The 16,389-nt window shown below is 52.1% G+C and carries 13 protein-coding genes, 1 other RNA gene and 1 pseudogene; 5 read left to right on the top strand and 10 right to left on the bottom strand.

From position 1 onward, the window contains the following. Window positions 1-57: 57 nt before the first annotated feature. Window positions 58-987, bottom strand: coding sequence for a polyphosphate kinase 2 (ppk2, locus tag HMPREF1051_RS07185; protein ID WP_003766403.1), 930 nt, complete (start codon window positions 985-987; stop codon window positions 58-60). A gap of 166 nt (window positions 988-1,153) precedes the next feature. On the opposite strand from ppk2, the gene HMPREF1051_RS07180 reads away from it, so the two are divergent. Further along, a complete protein-coding gene (locus HMPREF1051_RS07180) occupies window positions 1,154-3,076 on the top strand; it encodes a bifunctional chorismate-binding protein/class IV aminotransferase (RefSeq protein ID WP_036492398.1) in 1,923 nt (640 codons plus the stop codon). A 53-nt stretch (window positions 3,077-3,129) separates the two neighbouring features. Here HMPREF1051_RS07180 and HMPREF1051_RS07175 read toward each other — a convergent pair whose 3' ends face one another. The 3 genes from HMPREF1051_RS07175 to HMPREF1051_RS07165 form a co-directional block, all read right to left on the bottom strand. Next, window positions 3,130-4,581 (bottom strand): TIGR00341 family protein, encoded by a 1,452-nt coding sequence (locus tag HMPREF1051_RS07175; RefSeq protein ID WP_003755754.1) that lies wholly within the window; start codon window positions 4,579-4,581, stop codon window positions 3,130-3,132. A 345-nt stretch (window positions 4,582-4,926) separates the two neighbouring features. Beyond that, window positions 4,927-6,702 (bottom strand): extracellular solute-binding protein, encoded by a 1,776-nt coding sequence (locus tag HMPREF1051_RS07170; RefSeq protein ID WP_003766424.1) that lies wholly within the window; start codon window positions 6,700-6,702, stop codon window positions 4,927-4,929. A 96-nt stretch (window positions 6,703-6,798) separates the two neighbouring features. Next, window positions 6,799-8,022, bottom strand: coding sequence for a YihY family inner membrane protein (locus HMPREF1051_RS07165; protein WP_003766442.1), 1,224 nt, complete (start codon window positions 8,020-8,022; stop codon window positions 6,799-6,801). Between the two features lie 126 nt (window positions 8,023-8,148). Here HMPREF1051_RS07165 and wrbA point away from each other — a divergent pair, with 126 nt between their 5' ends. Then, on the top strand, window positions 8,149-8,751 hold the full coding sequence (gene wrbA / locus HMPREF1051_RS07160; protein ID WP_003766372.1) for an NAD(P)H:quinone oxidoreductase: 603 nt from the start codon (window positions 8,149-8,151) through the stop codon (window positions 8,749-8,751). 102 nt (window positions 8,752-8,853) lie between these two features. Here the strand turns inward: wrbA and HMPREF1051_RS07155 are convergent, their stop codons facing one another. Continuing rightward, the gene (locus HMPREF1051_RS07155; RefSeq protein ID WP_003755764.1) at window positions 8,854-9,654 is read right to left on the bottom strand and encodes a sulfite exporter TauE/SafE family protein; all 801 of its coding nucleotides are present in this window, start codon (window positions 9,652-9,654) and stop codon (window positions 8,854-8,856) included. Window positions 9,655-9,940: 286 nt separating this feature from the next. Next, the gene (locus HMPREF1051_RS07150; protein ID WP_003766490.1) at window positions 9,941-10,531 is read right to left on the bottom strand and encodes a hypothetical protein; all 591 of its coding nucleotides are present in this window, start codon (window positions 10,529-10,531) and stop codon (window positions 9,941-9,943) included. Between the two features lie 53 nt (window positions 10,532-10,584). On the opposite strand from HMPREF1051_RS07150, the pseudogene HMPREF1051_RS15255 reads away from it, so the two are divergent. Further along, a pseudogene (locus tag HMPREF1051_RS15255) lies at window positions 10,585-10,772 on the top strand (hypothetical protein); the annotation flags it as partial. A 13-nt stretch (window positions 10,773-10,785) separates the two neighbouring features. Here HMPREF1051_RS15255 and HMPREF1051_RS07145 read toward each other — a convergent pair. The 4 genes from HMPREF1051_RS07145 to rnpB form a co-directional block, all read right to left on the bottom strand. Then, on the bottom strand, window positions 10,786-11,316 hold the full coding sequence (locus HMPREF1051_RS07145) for a hypothetical protein (protein WP_003766401.1): 531 nt from the start codon (window positions 11,314-11,316) through the stop codon (window positions 10,786-10,788). Between the two features lie 87 nt (window positions 11,317-11,403). Beyond that, entirely contained in the window at window positions 11,404-11,928 is a 525-nt protein-coding gene (locus HMPREF1051_RS07140) for a DUF4189 domain-containing protein (protein ID WP_036492416.1), read from the bottom strand. Between the two features lie 78 nt (window positions 11,929-12,006). Beyond that, entirely contained in the window at window positions 12,007-14,061 is a 2,055-nt protein-coding gene (gene metG, locus HMPREF1051_RS07135) for a methionine--tRNA ligase (protein ID WP_036492395.1), read from the bottom strand. Window positions 14,062-14,255: 194 nt separating this feature from the next. Beyond that, an RNA gene (gene rnpB, locus HMPREF1051_RS12560) (RNase P RNA component class A) lies at window positions 14,256-14,617 on the bottom strand. Between the two features lie 217 nt (window positions 14,618-14,834). Between rnpB and HMPREF1051_RS15250 the strand changes: the two genes are divergently transcribed. Beyond that, window positions 14,835-15,611, top strand: coding sequence for a hypothetical protein (locus tag HMPREF1051_RS15250; protein ID WP_003766433.1), 777 nt, complete (start codon window positions 14,835-14,837; stop codon window positions 15,609-15,611). Window positions 15,612-15,781: 170 nt separating this feature from the next. Then, window positions 15,782-16,360 carry a transferrin-binding protein-like solute binding protein gene (locus HMPREF1051_RS15245; RefSeq protein ID WP_003766443.1) on the top strand — a complete coding sequence of 193 codons (579 nt, stop codon included), beginning with the start codon at window positions 15,782-15,784 and terminating at the stop codon, window positions 16,358-16,360. The last annotated feature ends 29 nt before the right edge of the window (window positions 16,361-16,389 follow it).

The raw sequence follows: 16,389 nt of genomic DNA, 5'->3' as shown, positions 1-16,389 counted from the left end.
ACCTATATTTCAGGTTTTCAGACGACCTTTTTACTGCTCAAACGGCTGACCGCTCAATCAGTCATGACCGATATCGACGGTTTTCTCTTTGTAGCGCGTATCGGGGACAAGGACGATTTTTTCGTCCACTTTGCCGATGGCTTTCACGTCTTTGCCCGGGTAGTCCAACTGATGCAGGAAATAGCGGATACAGTTGAGGCGGGCGCGTTTTTTGTCGTCGGAACGGATGATGACCCAAGGCGCGTCGCCGGTGTGGGTGTGGAAGAACATGGCGTTTTTGGCTTCGGTGTAGTCGTCCCAGCGGTCGAGCGACTGGATGTCCACGGGGGAGAGTTTCCAGTGTTTCAGGGGATCGTCGCGGCGGGAGATGAAGCGGCGCAGTTGTTCTTCGCGGGATACGGAGAACCAGAATTTGAAGAGGTGGATGCCGCTGGCGACGAGCATGCGTTCCAATTCAGGGGTTTGGCGCATGAAGAGCAGGTATTCGTTGGGTTCGCAGAAGCCCATCACGCGCTCTACGCCGGCGCGGTTGTACCATGAGCGGTCGAAGAATACCATTTCGCCTGCGGTCGGCAGGTTTTGGATGTAGCGTTGGAAATACCATTGGCCGCGTTCGGTGGTAGTCGGTTTTTCCAGTGCGACGACGCGCGCGCCGCGCGGGTTCAAATGTTCCATAAAGCGTTTGATGGTACCGCCCTTGCCTGCGGCGTCGCGGCCTTCAAACAGGCTGACGATGCGTTGGCCGGAGTCTTTGACCCAGCTTTGCACTTTCAGCAATTCGATTTGCAGCTTTTGTTTTTCTTTCTCGTATGCGGCGCGGCGCATACGTTGTTTGTAGGGGTAGTTGGCGGGAAGTGGTGCGCTGCCGGAATCTTCGTCCGTACCGCGTCCTTCGTGTTCCAAAACGGCTTTTTCGAAAACTTGCAACTGGTCTTGCTTTTCGCCCAATTCAACGTTTTCAAACGGTTCTAACTGATGATCTGCCATAGGGTCTCCTTATTGATTAAGTTTGAAATGATATGGTGTGGTATGGTTTGATTCTACTCCTTTGCCCCTCAGCGGACTACATAAAATTACACTGCGCCATTTTTTTCGGCGCGGTCTGCTAATTTGTGTAAAAACAGCGTATAATCAGGCTATTTGCACCACAGCCATGCCCTATTTCGCCCTGTTTGACGATGCCGTAAGCGGCCGCGCAAAACTCTATCAAAATCATGTGGAAAGCCGCCTTTTCCATCATAACGAACTGGATTCGCTGGACGATACGCTGCAAAAGGGCTGGCAAAAAGGGCTGCATTCGGTGTTGTTTGCAGACTACGAATTCGGTTTGCCGCTGATGGGGATGGATTCCGAACGCGGCGGCAATCTTGCCCTGCATTGGTTTGCCGACTGCGCCGACATCGATGCCGAAAGCTGGCTTGCCCAAAATTCAGACGACCTCCCCGCCGGTATTTCCACGCCGCAATCCTCCGTATCCGAAGCCGATTACCTCGATCACATCCGCCAAATCCACGAAGCCATCCGGCGCGGCGACACCTATCAAATCAACTACACCACCCGCCTGAACCTGCAAGCCTACGGCAATCCCGTCAGCCTCTACCGCCGCCTGCGCCAACCCGTCCCCTATGCCGTTTTGTCCCACCTGCCTGATGAGGCAGGGAAATCCGCGTGGACGCTGTGTTTCTCGCCCGAACTCTTCCTCAAAATCGGTGCGGACGGCACCATCAGCACCGAACCGATGAAAGGCACCGCGCCGATTTTGGGCGACGGGCAAGACGAACGCCGCGCCGCCGAGTTGCAAGCCGACCCGAAAAACCGCGCCGAAAACGTGATGATTGTCGATTTGCTGCGCAACGACCTCGGCAAAATCGCCCAAACCGGCAAAGTATGCGTGCCAGAGCCGTTTAAAGTATCGCGTTTCGGCAGCGTCTGGCAGATGACCAGCACCATCCAAGCCCAAGCCCTGCCGCACATCACCGCCGCCGACATCCTCCGCGCCGCCTTCCCCTGCGGCAGCATCACCGGCGCACCCAAACGCATGAGCATGCAGATTATCGAATCGCTCGAAGCCGAACCGCGCGGCCTGTACACCGGCAGCATCGGCTACCTGAAACCATGTGAAGGTGGACTGGGATTTGAAGGCATATTCAACGTCGTCATCCGCACCTTATCGCTCAAACCCGTTTCAGACCCGATTTCAGACGACCTTCCATTTTCAGACGACCTAAATAGTGGATTAACAAATCAGGACAAGGCGACGAAGCCGCAGACAGTACAGACAGTACGGCAAGGCGGGAAAACGCCGTACCGGTTTCAAGTTCATCCACTATATCAAGGGGTGTACGGCGTCGGTTCCGGCATCGTCATCGACAGCAACCCCGCCGCCGAATATCGGGAATGCGGCTGGAAAGCCCGCTTCCTCAACGAATTGCGCCCCGCCTTCGGCATCTTCGAAACCATGCGCGTGGAAAACAAGCAATGCCGCCTGCTCGACCTGCATTTAGGTCGTCTGAAAACCTCCGCCCAAGCCCTCAACCTACCCCTGCCCGATGACTGCGAAACTCGAATCCGACAATACATCGCCAAACTGCCCGAAGGTCTCTTCCGCCTGAAAGCCGAACTCGTTTCAGACGGCCTCATCCTCAGCCATGCCGCCACCGCCGAGCTGTCCGCCCCGCAGCGCGTTATCCCCGCCCCGCAACCCCTCCCGCGCCGCGACTACCTGCGCCGCTTCAAAACCACCCGCCGCGCCCTCTTCGACCAAGCATGGCAAACCGCCGAAACACAAGGCGCGTTCGACAGCCTGTTTTTCAATTCAGACGACCTCCTGCTCGAAGGCGGCAGAAGCAACGTGTTCGTCAAATACCAAGGGCAATGGCTCACCCCGTCTCTGGATTTGGACATCCTCAACGGCGTCATGCGCCAAGCCGTGTTGCAGCAGCCGCAAACCTACTTGGGCGCAAACGCAGTCATCGAAACGCACATCACCCGCGACATGCTGGAACACACCGAAGAAATCCGCCTCTCCAACGCCTTGAGGGGCGTGTTTGAGGCGGATTTGGTCGTTAAAGAATAAAATTATTTCCTGAAAACGGATAAAGCCGACAGGCGGAGTATTTGTGAAACGGGTTATATATCTGAAACTTGAGTGTTCACAAACATGCGCACGGCCTTACCCTCATAACGCTGGTTCAACCACGCCTGTAAGCGTTCGCGGTCTTTGGCAGGCAAAGACTCCTTAAATTCGAGCGAAACCACGACAATATCGTCATGTTCGCCTGTTTCCGATTTAGTATTTTTGCCACTTTCAGGCTGCTCGGAAACAGGCTCTGTTTGCGCTTTCTCCCAAACCAAGCCGCGTCCGACAACGATTTTTTCCGCTTCCGGATATTGGGCTTTTAATTCCTTGAGTACCGCTGCATCGTCAGCACCGGCGGTATCGGCAGTTTTGCCCGCAAGCACGGTATCGATATAGGCCTGCTGCTCTTTCAGTTCATTTTGCTGCTGAACCGGATTGTTTCGGCTTGCCAGCAATTCTTCGATTTTGGCACCATCCCCTCCCGCATAAACCACGTTCACCTCCGGCTCTTTTACCCCCGACGCATTAAGGCTTTTTTCCAACAGGGCGATGATTTTCTCGGCATTACCCGTTCCGTTGACAATCAGACCGACTTTATTTTCCTTGTAGTTCAATACCTTACGAAGAACAAAAAAACTTTCCTGCTGCTGCGCGGCGGTGATCGCGGCATTGGCTTTTGTGTTGAACAGTTCCTGGCGCACCAGTCCTGATGCCATATAGCCGCTCGGAATCATCACAGCCAACACGACAACAGTAATCATGATACTTTGTAACCGGCGTTTGGATTCCGTTACCAACCCCCTGCGCGGCAGCTTGAGCAGTTTGGAAAACAACAAGGTCGAAAAAGCTATGAACACGCAGTTGATGGCAAAAAGATATGAAGCGCCGAAAAAATATTGCCAGTTGCCATGTGCCAGTCCGTAGCCCGCAGTACACAGGGGCGGCATCAATGCGGTCGCAATCGCCACACCCGGTATGGCATTGCCTCCTTCTTTTCGGGTCAGCGCCACAATGCCCGCACTACCGCCGAAGAAGGCAATCAACACATCCCAAAGGGTCGGCTGAGTACGCGCCAAAAGCTCGCTTTGCGCCTCTTTAAGCGGGGTTAATAGAAAATACAGTGTAGCAGTAACCAAACTGATGGCGACGAATACCATAATATTGCGCACCGCTTGGCGGATCAGCGCAGTATCGCCCACCGCCAAACCGTAACCCATACCGACGATCGGCCCCATCAACGGGGAAATCAACATCGCTCCGATCACTACCGCCGTGCTGTTTACATTTAGACCGATACTCGCCACAGCAATGGCAAACATCAATACCCACATATTCGTTCCGGACACCCGAGTATTGGCACGGATAGTGGCATCGATCTTATCGGGATGAGCTTGGTCATGCGCAAGATTGAACACATCTTGCAACTTGGTCATGGCACCCTTGTCTTCTTGTTCCTGCTTTTCTTGTATTTCCTGATTTTTACTTTCTTCCTGATCTTGCATGTGCGTATCCTAAAATTTTAATATTTTATTTTAAATATCTAATTCATAGAGAATTTTTGAGTAATGAAATAATGCCTTGCCATTACGGCTAAATCTGACAGGCACAATTCTCGCAATATATTAGCATACGTACGCAAATTTCCCCCGCCGGACGGGGAAGGGACAAGTTGCCTTGCGGCAACGAGTAGCGTGGGCTTTGCCCACGAAAGCCACCGTCTGACAACCGCAATCATCCAACAACCAAATCAAACAACAGCCGAATTGGCGTTCATTTTGTGGGTAGAACCCACGCTACGCATTGCTGCCGTATCCGTTTTCAGACGACCTTTTATCTGCTCACTCCTCCTATTTCCACCACCCGCTACTCAGCGAAAAAAATACCGGGTCGTAATATTTCGGCAGTTGTTGCGGGATACCGAGGTTGTTGCGGTAAACGACGCGGTAGCGGTCGGCGTACCAGGCGGGGACGATGATGTATTGGTGGAGGATGGTGCGGTCTAGTGCCCGGGAGGTGGTTTTCAGCTCTTCGCGGTTGGTGAAGCTGCCGAAATGTTTGAGCAGCTTTTCGACTTCGGGGCGGCACACGCCGGCGAGGTTTCGGCTGCCGGGGATTTTGGCGGCTTCGCAGCCGAAATAATCGTATTGTTCGTTGCCGGGGCTTTCGCTGTTGGCATAGGCGGTAATGGTCATGTCGAAGTCGAAATCGTTGAGCCGCCTTTGGTATAAGGCGGGGTCGGTAACGCGGATGTTCATGGTTACGCCGATTTTGGCGAGGTCGCGCTGCCATTTGGCGGTAATGCGTTCGTAGGTTTTGGAGGCGGTCAGGAACTCGAAGGTCAGGGGTTTGCCTTGGCTGTCGGTCAGTTTGCCGTTTTTATAGCGGTAGCCTGCTTTTTCCAAGAGGGCGCGGGCTTTGAGCAGGTTAGGGCGTATGCCTGTTTTCGGGTCGGTTTGGGGCGGCTCGGGGACGGGTTGGTTCAGGACGGCGGGGTCGAGGGTGTTGCCGAGGGACTGGAGCAATTTCAGTTCCGCGCCTTGCGGTTTGCCTGTCGCCGCCATCTCGCTGTTGGTGAAGAAGCTGTTGCTGCGGCGGTATGCGCCATAGAAAATGCGCGCGTTGATGCTTTCAAAATCGAAACTCTCGACCATCGCCTGCCGCACGAGGATGTTGTTGAACGGGGCGCGGCGCAGGTTCATGACGAAGCCCTGCATGCCGGCATCGCTTTTTTGTATCCATTCGTGTTTGCCCATGCCGCGTTTGGCGAGCATTTCGTCGGAATAGCCCCGCGCCCAGTTTCGGGCGATGTTTTCGTAAACGAAGTCGTATTGCCCGGCTTTGAGGCCTTCGAGGCGGACGCTGTTGTCTTTGAAATATTTGAAGCGGACAGTGTCGAAATTATATCTGCCTTTGCGGGTCGGCAGGTTTTGCGCCCAGTAGTTTTTGTCGCGCGCGTATTCGCTCATGCGCCCGATATCTGCTTTGACGAAACGGTAGGGGCCGGAGCCGATGGGCATTTTGTTTGCGCCTTTTTCCAGACCTTCGGGGTAGCTTTTATGAGAAAACACAGGCAGTTGACCTAATGCCATGTGTAATTCGGCATTGCGCTGTTTGAAGCGGAAAACGACTGTCCTGTCGTCGGGCGTTTCGACTTTGGCTACGTCGCTCCAGTATATGCGGTAGAAGGGGTTGGCGGCTTTGTCTTGGGTAAGCAGGCGGAAGGAGGCGGCTACGTCTTTGGCAAGCACGGGATCGCCGTTGTGGAATTTGGCTTTCGGGTTGAGCCTGAATGTTGCCGACAGCCCGTCTTCGGCAAGTGAGAAGTCTTCCGCCAGCAGCCCGTACATGGAGAAAGGTTCGTCCCAACTGTTGTCCGTAAGCATGTCCACGGTCAGATTGAGGACGCCGGCTTCTTTGTCGCCTTTGAGGGTAAACGGGTTGAACGTATCAAAGCCGCCCTGCATCGGCAGGGAAAACACGCCGCCTTTTGGCGCGTCGGGATTGACGTATTCGTAGGCGCGAAAGTCGGCGGGATATTTCGGCTCCTGCCCCAAACCCAAACCGTATGCGGCAAAAGCGGTGGCAGAGGAGAAGGAAAGTAGCAGCAGGACGAGCTTTTTCATAAGGTTCCAAACCGAACGGGACGATGAAGCCCGATTATAGCAAAAGGTCGTCTGAAAACGGTTTTCAGACGACCTTTTATCCGTTTCAAAACATAATCAAGAAGGCTGCTTTCGGTTTTTCGCCTGAGCGTCAAACTCCGCCAGCGTCATGTTCAAAGTCTGCAAACACGGCGTCATCACCGCATCGACAGCTTGGTTCACATGATCCCTTTCCACAGGCGACGGGCGGTAAACAAAGAGCTTGAAGAGTTCGCTCAACTCAATCGAATCCGCCCCCGTTTTCAACACCCAGCCCTGACGGCCGTTGTAGATATAGCCGTGCCGCGCCAGCTTTTCCAAAAGCTCGCCCAACTCATCGTAACCCATATTGATATGTCGTCTGAACTCCTGAACAGGCAAGGCTTTGCCCTCTTTTTGCGCCGCATCCAAAAGCAGCAGGATTTTCAACACATCGTCAAACCGCCCGCGCGAATCGAAGCCCCTGCGGAACGCCTCGCCCTGCCAATAAGACAGCGACGAAGTCAGCACCGCACCGCCCAACACCAGCGTCCACAGCAAATTCAGCCACAACAGGAAAAACGGCACAGCGGCAAATGCGCCGTAAATCGAGCGGTAGCCGTCGAAATTGCCCATATACCAAGCAAACAGGAAACGCGCCGTCTCCAAGCAAAACGCCGTAATCAAAGCCCCGACGAACGCCTGCCGCGCAGGCACAAAACGATTAGGCACAAAGCGGTACAAGCCCCACAGCAGCAGCGTCACGAAAAACAGCGTCCCCGCCGTCCGCAACACCCCCATCCATTGGGACGAAGCCAGCGCAGATTCCTGCACCGACCCGACCATAAAAGAAATCCCCACGCCCAAAGACAGCGGCCCAAACGTCAGCAACGCCCAATACACCAAAAACTGCATCATCCAAGGCCGCTGCGAATTGACCCGCCAAATCCGGTTGAACGCATTATCAATCGTCCGAATCAGCATCAGCGACGTCACCACCAGCATCACACTGCCAATTGCCGTCAACTTCCCCGCCTGATTGCGGAACGCATTGATATAATCAAACACCATGTCCGCACCCTGCGGCACAATAGTCTGATTGACGAACGAAACAAAAGAATCCGACCAACGGTCGAACACAGGAAAAATCGAAGCGACCGCCACCATCACCGTCAATACCGGCACCAAAGCCAGAAGCGTCGTAAACGTCATACTCGCCGCAGCCTGCGGCACACGCTCCTCATCGAAACGCCGGACCACAAACCACGCAAAAGCAAACGCCTTACTGTCCGACAAACCTTGCCACCATTTCAAAAACGGCATAATCTTTCCCGAAAAAATAACGAATTGAAAATAAAAAACAGAAAACGACCACGTCGTCTGAAAACACAACCTCAGCGAAATTCAAACACCCATTTCCCATCAACCCCATTGTAACGGAATACCCAAATGAACCCAAATTCCCTCAAAATCCTCGTCCTCTACTACTCCCAAAACGGCAGCACCCTCAACCTCGCCCGCCAAATCGCACGCGGCATCGAAAGCGTCGCAGGCTGCGAAGCCGTATTGCGCACCGTCCCCAAAGTCTCCACCGTCTGCGAAGCCGTCGAAAAAGACATCCCTGACAGCGGCGCCCCCTACGCCACCGCCGAAGACCTCAAAACCTGCGCCGCCCTCGCCCTAGGCAGCCCCACCCGCTTCGGCAACATGGCGGCCGCCATGAAATACTTCATCGACGGCACCATCCCCCTGTGGCTCGGTGCAGAACTCGCCGGCAAACCCGCCACCGTCTTCACCAGCACCTCCTCCCAACACGGCGGACAAGAAACCACCCTTCTCACCATGATGCTCCCCCTCCTGCACCACGGCATGATCATCAGCGGCATCCCCTACACCGAAGCCGCCCTCGGCAACACCCAAAGCGGCGGCACCCCCTACGGCGCATCCCACGTCGCCGGACACGATGGCAAACCCGTCCTGACCGCCGAAGAAAACGACATCGCCTTCGCACAAGGCAAACGGCTGGCAGAACTCGCCGTCAAGTTGGCTTAAAGTAAATATAAAAGTCCGTCCAACCACAAACTAAAAAACTAAAAGGTCGTCTGAAAACCTGATTTCCAAGTTTTCAGACGACCTTTTATCAACATCCATCCGTCAAGCCGAAAAAGCCTTATATGCCATCGAAGCAATAATCAGCAAAACCGTTACGACCAAAACCTTACGGATGATTTCCCCGTCTGAATTAATAGCATGGAGGCTGCCGAAATGGTTGCCCAACAAATTTGCCAAAATCATCGGGATTCCGATTAGGAACGCCATTTTCCCCGCTATCAAGAAAGCGACGAATGCCCCGATATTGGAAGCAAAATTAAAAATCTTAGAAGTAGCCGAAGCCTGCAACAACGACAATTTGTTGATGACAAACAAAGCGATGATGAAAATGCTGCCCGTGCCCGGTCCGAAAAAACCGTCATAAAAACCGACAATCAGACAAGTTAAAAAGACAGCGACGGCAGATTTTTTTATCTCGCCGCGTTCATCGTCTTTTTTCAGCAAAACGCCTTTGAACAAAGTTGCCAGCAAGCCTATGGGTAAAAACGCAAGAATGATGTAATTGATGGTTTCCACAGGCAGAATCAGGATGACTTTCGCACCGACGAACGCCCCGATTAAAGCCGCAACGATGCCGACCGGCACAATGCGCCATACAATCGAACTGCTTTTCATAAAGTTTTTAATCGCAGCCACCGTACCGATGGTACTCACCAATTTTTCCTGTGCCAACGCGACCTGCGGCGGCAAGCCGACCATCAAAAACGCGGGAATCAAAATCAGCCCGGCTCCGCCCGCAATAGCATCGACATAGCCCGCAATCAAAGACGCGGCAACCAGCAGGAAAAGACCGAGATAAAAATAATCGGCAATGATACTGCCGGGAATAAATAGTTGCTCCATAGATTGTTTCCTCTTGATTAAATTTAAATTTTTGTAGGTAGCAGCACGCAGGACCGTTTAAAACTTCAAATAAAGTATCAGTACATTAATTACCACCATAAAAATTGTCAACACTATTTATTTTTGTAAAAATAAACCAAAAATCAATTAACCGCTTCAATTAGTTTCTTCTGCCAAAAGGTCGTCTGAAAACCTTAATCGACTCCAAAATAAAAACCCGCTTCAAAAAGCGGGTTTCTTGTATCCGGTCAGGGCAGACCGTCTGTCCATATTGTCCGAAACTTCGTTACTGTTTTTCTATTTTCCGGCGGGCAATTTCCGCTTTTTTACGGCTTGCCGCCAGTTGTTCGCGCATTTCGTTCAAGATTTGCTTGGAAGATTTCGGTTTTTCCCAGTTGTCCGGTTCTGTATTTTGTCGTTGCGCCAATTGCTTTTGATGCTCTTGATAAAGCGCATTCGATTCTTCGGAAACTTTGCGGGCAATGTTCGGCAGCTCTTTTTCAACCAAAGCCTCGGCGCGTTGTTGGGCAAGATGGCGTTCTTTGCGGCTTTGGGCGCAATATTGCTTACTGTCTTGCTCAGGGGAATAACCGTAATGAGGCAGCGGTTTCCCCGCTTTTTTCATCGCCATGCTGTAATTGACGCATTGCAAGGCTTGCGGATCGGCAGCCATGTACAAAGAGTATAAATGCCCGGCATAGTCTTTGATGTCCTCATTGCCACCGCATACATTCGCCGTAGCCTCAATCAGCGCCGCATCTTGCAGCATTTGCCGGCAATGTTCGATCTGATCCGCATTCAAACTGACGGCGGGCTCTTGCGCGGCGGCTGAAAAAGATAAAATCAAAGCAAGTAAGCCTAAAGCAGATTGTTTCATGGTTTTTCCTTTTAAACCGGAATGATATTTTCAAATAAAGCATGAATGTCGGAACGCATTATAGTGGATTAAATTTAAATCAGGACAAGGCGACGAAGCCGCAGACAGTACAAATAGTACGGAACCGATTCACTTGGTGCTTCAGCACCTTAGAGAATCGTTCTCTTTGAGCTAAGGCGAGGCAACGCCGTACTGGTTTAAATTTAATCCACTATACATTCATGCCCGAAGTTTTCAGACGACCCCGTCCGTCCCTATCTGCCATCCTTCTGACGGATAAAGGCATCGGCTTTGGCGCGGCGTTCGGTTTCTTCGGCAACGGTTTTACGCAGCAATTCATCAACGGGAACACCGCGGCGCGGCGCTTCTTCTTCCGCATACTGTTTTATCTTACTGTCCATGTACGCCTCTACCTGACGGCGCAAACGGTCGCGTTCTTCACGGCTTTCCGCGCAAAGGCGCTTCAACTCCTTATCGTCGAGATGGTGAAAGCTTTGTTTTTTGAATTCCTCCTCCAGTTTCGGATATTGTCGGCACTGATCGACTTTCGGATGGTTAAACAACAAAACCATAGACAAAAGGTCGAAATATTCGGCGGTCTCTTTATTGTCCCGATAACAAAGCGAACCGTTCGCCAAAGTATTGGTGTCTTTAAACAATTGCCCGCACTCGGCGGCAAGCTTTTTATCCGCCGCAGGATCGGATGGCGCACCGGTTTGGTTTTGCGCGGCGGCAGAAGCGGACAAGCCGGCGAACAGCAAAGAAAATATAAAGGCTTTTTTCATATGGGTACTTTCAAAAAACAGATGGGGAAATCATGAATAGTTTATATACAGGGGTCGTCTGAAAACTTTCAGACGACCTTTTGTCCGTCAATATTGCGGTATCGAACAGCCTTCGGATGCGACAATTTTGCATTGTGCAACACCCGCAGCCTGACATTTTCTTAATGCTGACGGTTCTGCACGACCTGGGGAAGGCTCCGATCCATAAAAGGTTTTCACTTTTCCACCGGATTTTCCTTGGGCAACGGCAATACAGCCGTTTCTTACCCAAATACCTACTACACACGGCGCATTACGCCCGCCCTGTTCGCAGGTTTTAATCGCTTCTTTTTCTGCAGCGGCACGCGAATCCATGTTGAGGGCGCCACCTGCAATACCTGTTTTAGAATTGAACGCCCATGCGCCGTATTTGGACGGGACGTTGATGTTGATAACTTTAGTATTGTTTTGGAGGTTGGAAGATTGGGGCGGAGCCATATTGTATTGAACCATTTCCCCGTTATTCCCCTGAAAGCGGCAAATACCGCTGACAGGATCAAATTGTCCGGGGCAACCGTTGGCATAGACGTTAAAACTCGCCAACCCCAATAAGATAAAAAGCAGTTTTTTCATCAGTTTTTCCTTGGTTTGAAGATACAAAAAAAGCTGTCCGAACATCTTGCATGGTTTCAGACAGCTTTTTTCAGCGTTTTAGCCCACTTTATCCCCGGGCTGCGCGCCCGCATCGACATCGAGGAGCTTCAGTTTGCCCTCGGCTGTGGCGGCGGAGAGGATCATGCCTTCGGATACGCCGAATTTTGCCATTTTGCGCGGGGCGAAGTTGGCGACGGCGATGACCATGCGGCCGTTCAACTCGGCGGGGTTGGGATAAGACGCGGCGATGCCGGAGAAGATGATGCGTTTTTCAAAACCGAAATCGAGGTCGAATTTTAAGAGTTTGGTGCTGCCTTCGACGGCTTCGCAGTTCAATACTTTGGCGACGCGCATGTCGATTTTCATGAAGTCGTCGAAGCTCGCTTGTTCGGCGACTTTTTCGTATTTGCTGTCTTCAACAGGCGCAGGGGTCGTCTGAATGCTTTGTTTGTTGGCTTCGATTAAATCGTCCACTTGTTTTTGCTCCACTCGTTGCATTAAATGTTCGTATTTGTTGATGGCGTGTTCGCCTAGGGTTTCGCGCGTGTTCGCCCAGGTAATCGCGTCCAGATTGAGGAAACGCGCGGCGTTGGCGGCGGTTTGCGGCAACACGGGGGCGAGGTAGGCGGTCAGCATGGTGAAGGCGTTGATGAGTTCGCTGCATACTTCGTGCAGGCGTTCGTCTTGACCTTCCTGTTTGGCGAGTTCCCACGGTTTGTTGGCATCGACGTATTCGTTCACGGCATCTGCCAATGCCATGATGTCGCGCAGGGCGCGGGCGTATTCGCGGTTTTCGTATTGCTCGGCTATGTTGTCGCTTTCGGCGGCGAGTTTTGCCAGCAATGCGCTGCCTGAAACGTCTTTCAGACGACCTTCAAAGCGTTTGGCGATAAAACCTGACGCGCGGGCGGCGATGTTGACGTATTTGCCGACGAGGTCGCTGTTTACGCGGCTGATAAAGTCTTGCAGGTTCAAATCGATGTCTTCGATTTTGCTGTTGAGTTTGGCGGCGATGTAGTAGCGCATCCACTCGGGATTCAGGCCTTGTTCCAGATAGGATTTGGCGGTGATGAAGGTGCCGCGCGATTTGGACATTTTTTGTCCGTCCACGGTCAGGAAGCCGTGTGCGTACACGCCGGTCGGGGTGCGGTGGCCGGAGAAATGCAGCATGGCGGGCCAGAACAGGGCGTGGAAATAGAGGATGTCTTTGCCGATGAAGTGGTACATCTCGGTTTGGCTGTCGGCTTTGAAGTATTCGTCAAAATCGACGCCGATGCGGTCGCACAGGTTTTTAAACGACGCCATGTAACCGACGGGTGCGTCCAGCCAGACGTAGAAGTATTTGCCCGGCGCGTCGGGGATTTCGAAACCGAAATACGGCGCGTCGCGGGAGATGTCCCAGTCGGACAGGGTGGTTTCTTCGCCTTCGCCCAGCCATTCTTTCATTTTGTTGAGGGCTTCGGCTTGCAGATGGGGCTTGCCGTCGTGCGGGTTGTTGCCGGAAGTCCATGCTTTGAGGAAGTCGGCGCATTCGCCCAGTTTGAAGAAGAAGTGTTCGGATTCGCGCAATTCGGGTTTGGCGCCGGAAACGGCGGAATACGGGTTGATCAGTTCGGTCGGGGAATAGGTCGTGCCGCAGACTTCGCAGTTGTCGCCGTATTGGTCTTGGGCGTGGCATTTGGGGCATTCGCCTTTAACGAAGCGGTCGGGCAGGAACATTTGTTTTTCGGGGTCGAAAAGCTGCTCGATGACGCGGCTCTCAATCTTGCCGTTGGCTTTCAGCGCGCGGTAAATGTCTTGGGAAAACTGTTTGTTTTCAGGGGAATGGGTGCTGTAATAATTGTCGTAGCCGATGAAAAAGCCGGTGAAGTCGGCGAGGTGCTCTTCGCGCACTTTGGCAATCATGTCTTCGGGCGCGATGCCTTGTTTTTGCGCGGCCAGCATCACGGGCGTGCCGTGGGTGTCGTCGGCGCAGCAGTAGTGGCACTCGTGGCCGCGCAGTTTTTGAAAGCGCACCCAAACGTCGGTTTGGATGTGTTCGACCATGTGGCCGAGGTGGATGCTGCCGTTGGCATAGGGCAGCGCGGAGGTAACGAGGATTTTGCGTGTCATGGTTTATGCTTGGGAAAACAATGGATAAAGATGGGGAATTATACCGTAAATCGTGCGGACGAGACGGGGGAAAGGTCGTCTGAAAAAGGGGGATTCCGTGAAGCGGGAACAGGATGGGCAAAACGGGTTATCTAAGCAAAAGGTCGTCTGAAACACAAAAATCGGTTTTCAGACGACCTTTTCGATAATCGGGACATACAGGCCGGACGGTAAGCCGGGTTCTGTCTCGGACAGTCATTCCTCTAGGCACACCATTACTGATGCGCTCCAGCAACCTACCCGAACGCTCGGCGAGCAGCGTCAATGCGTTCTGTTTGGTCTTGCTCCGGATGGGGTTTAGCCTGCTGCGCCTTGTTACCAAGTGCACGGTGCGCTCTTACCGCACCTTTTCACCCTTACCCGTGCCGCCTGAAGGCGGCCGTCGGCGGTATTGCTTTCTGTTCCACTTTCCGTCGCGTTTCCGCGCCCGGCCGTTAGCCGGCATCCTGCTCTGCGGAGCCCGGACTTTCCTCCCCGTATGCCTTACGCGATACGCGGCGACTGTCTGTCCGACCTGTATGAAACGCGGATTATAACACAAGCAAATCACAACCGTTTGACCACCAAAAAAACCGCCTATCTAAAAATTTACCCATTTCGCAACATAAAAATTCAAATAAAATAAACTATTTATAAACAAAAAGTACCGTTCGTCAAATAAATGAATGACATGTTATAAAAAAGCCCATAAAATGAATATCACATAACTATTTTAAATATAAAAGTACATTACGATGAAAAACTATCCACATATCCTGTCTTACCTTGCCCTATCCTTACTTGCCGCCTGCGGAGGCGGAGGAGGTGGCGGTTCGCCTTCAACCGCCTCAAGCGATACCAACCAACCCAAAATAGAATGCAACGCCGAATGCCAAGCGGGACGTAAAGCCGCTGAAGAAGCTAAGGCTGAAACGGAGCGTAAAGCAGCCGAAGAAGCCGAGAAAGCCAAAGCTGAAGCTGAGCGTAAAGCGGCTGAAGAAGCTGAGAAAGCCAAAGTAGAAGCAGATCGTAAAGCCGTTGAAGAGGCTGAGAAAGCTAAGGCTAAAGCTGAAGCAGAGCGCAAAACTGCGGAAGAAGCTGAAAAAGCTAGAGTGGAAGCTGAGCGCAAAGCCGCTGAAGAGGCTGTAAAAGCCAAAGCAGAAGCTGAAAAAGCTAAAGCTGAAGCCGAACGTAAGGCTGCTGAAGAAGCCGAAAAAGCTAGAGTAGAAGCAGAACGCAAAGCCGCTGAAGAAGCTGAAAAAGCCAAAGCTGAGGCAGAACGTAAGGCTGCTGAAGAGGCTGAGAAAACTAAAGTCGAAGCAGAACGTAAGGCTGCTGAAAAAGCTAAAGCAGAAGCTGAACGTAAAGCGGCTGAGGAAGCTGAAAAAGCTAAAGCTGAAGCTGAACGCAAAGCTGCCGAAGAAGCTGAAAAAGCTAAAGTAGAAGCAGAACGTAAAGCGGCTGAGGAAGCCGAAAAAGCCAAAGCGAGGCTGAACGTAAAGCCGCTGAAGAGGCTGAAAAAGCTAGAGTAGAAGCAGAACGCAAAGCGGCTGAGGAAGCCGAGAAAGCTAAAGCTGAAACAGAACGAAAAGCCGCCGAAGAAGCTGAAAAAGCTAAAGCAGAAGCTGAACGTAAAGCAGCCGAAGCTGCTGCTGCAACCCAACAAATCGACGGCTATTACAGCAAAATTTCCCAATCAGGAATGGAAGGCGACGATATTTCCCATATCGGCGACATCAATATTCTTGAGGTGGACGGACAAAAAATCCCGCTGTTGCCTGAAACTGAGCCTCAAAGGGCTGAAGTATTCGGTAATGTGAACGAAAAATCTGTCTTGGTTGCCGCCACTCATCTGAAATACGGCCGCTACGGTTTTTATGGCTTGAAAAATGGAGATACTGACATCCATACATCGTATATGTTCTACCAAGGCGTTATTACTCCGGAAGCAGCGATGCCTCAAGAGGGTCAGGCTTTTTACCGCGGTTATGCGCTTTACAGCGATGTCGGACAAGCCAATACGTTCGGCAACTCCATCTTTATGGTGGACTTCGGTCGCAAATCCCTCTCCGGTGCGGTTTATTCCGAGAACGGTGAATTTGATGAAGTGAATCTGGAAGGTCAAATCGTCGGCAACCGCTTCTTCCATGTGGATGAGAAAGAACAAAAAATCATGTCGGGTATGTTCCTCGGCCCCCAAGCAGAAGAGCTTACCGGCCGATTCGATCATCTTCTGGAATCTAAAAACGGTACGTTTGGTGCCGCCGCTCTGAAAGAATGATTTTTACCGTATCATCAGCTCAAAAGGTC

The organism is Neisseria sicca VK64 (genome assembly GCF_000260655.1).
GTDB classification, from domain to species: Bacteria; Pseudomonadota; Gammaproteobacteria; order Burkholderiales; family Neisseriaceae; genus Neisseria; species Neisseria sicca_B.
Note: the sequence above shows the minus strand (reverse complement) of the source record. Positions and strands in the feature narration are given on the sequence as shown.